General features: G+C 39.2%; 1 protein-coding gene. It reads right to left on the minus strand.

What is annotated here, in order from left to right; translation table 11 throughout:
• Nucleotides 1-60: 60 nt before the first annotated feature.
• Nucleotides 61-899 (minus strand): transposase (locus tag DXB52_RS15920; RefSeq protein WP_147343404.1); only part of this gene is annotated, 839 nt, incomplete at its 5' end.

Raw genomic sequence — 899 nt, forward strand, 5'->3', positions numbered from 1 at the left:
TCCCCCTTGGTGAAAATATCGTTCTTTTGAAAGATATTGATTCGTTGGATGTACAGTATTTTATGCAGCCATGTCGCATTTGGAAGCATTGTATTGTTTGATATGCTCCTGTGGAGTGATGATTTCAAAAGACTTGTTGTCTCTGAGTATTGCAAATATCATATTGCATACCTTATGTGAAACAGCTCCCATTGCTACGAGCTTTGGTTTTGAGTCACATTTCTTGAGGTAGTACTCACGAAGAACTGGATTTTTAGCTTCTCCATTACGGGAGATACTAATGCTTTGTAAGGTTAACGTGTGAATAACACGTCTAGCTATGGCAGAACCACGCTTAGACATTTGAACTTTGGTACCTTCAAATTTTCCGGATTGTTTTACTGCCGGATCAAGACCGAAATAAGCGAAAAGTTGTTTTGGTTTTGAAAAGGCTGAAAAGTCACCAATCTCACCCATGATGGATACAGCAGACAAGAAACCAGCACCTTTGAATGTTTCAATCAAATGAATCTGCTTGACAAAGTCGGCATCTTCATTAGCATCAACAAGCTCATGGAGCGATTCAAGAATGTTGTTGATTTCTTCATCATATTTACGTATGAAGCTGATATAAAGGCGAATACGCTTGATGTTGCTGTCTATGATGTAACCAAACTGATTTGCATCAGTTGCCGCCTGAATTATGGCATTATACTTATTTTGAGCATATGTAAGCCCAAAGCGAGCTGTTGATTTGATGATATCAATAATCTCTTGCTTGTCTGCTTCAAGAAAAGCAGAGGGAGATGTATAAGTCTCCAACAGTGTAAGAGAAGTGTTGATTGTAACCTTGGAAAAGATGCCGAGATACTGTGGAAACGCCATGCGTAATTCACCCTGAAGCTTATTCACATAGGCAC

This window comes from Ruminococcus sp. OM04-4AA (assembly GCF_003462585.1).
Taxonomy (GTDB): Bacteria; Bacillota; Clostridia; order Lachnospirales; family Lachnospiraceae; genus Mediterraneibacter; species Mediterraneibacter faecis.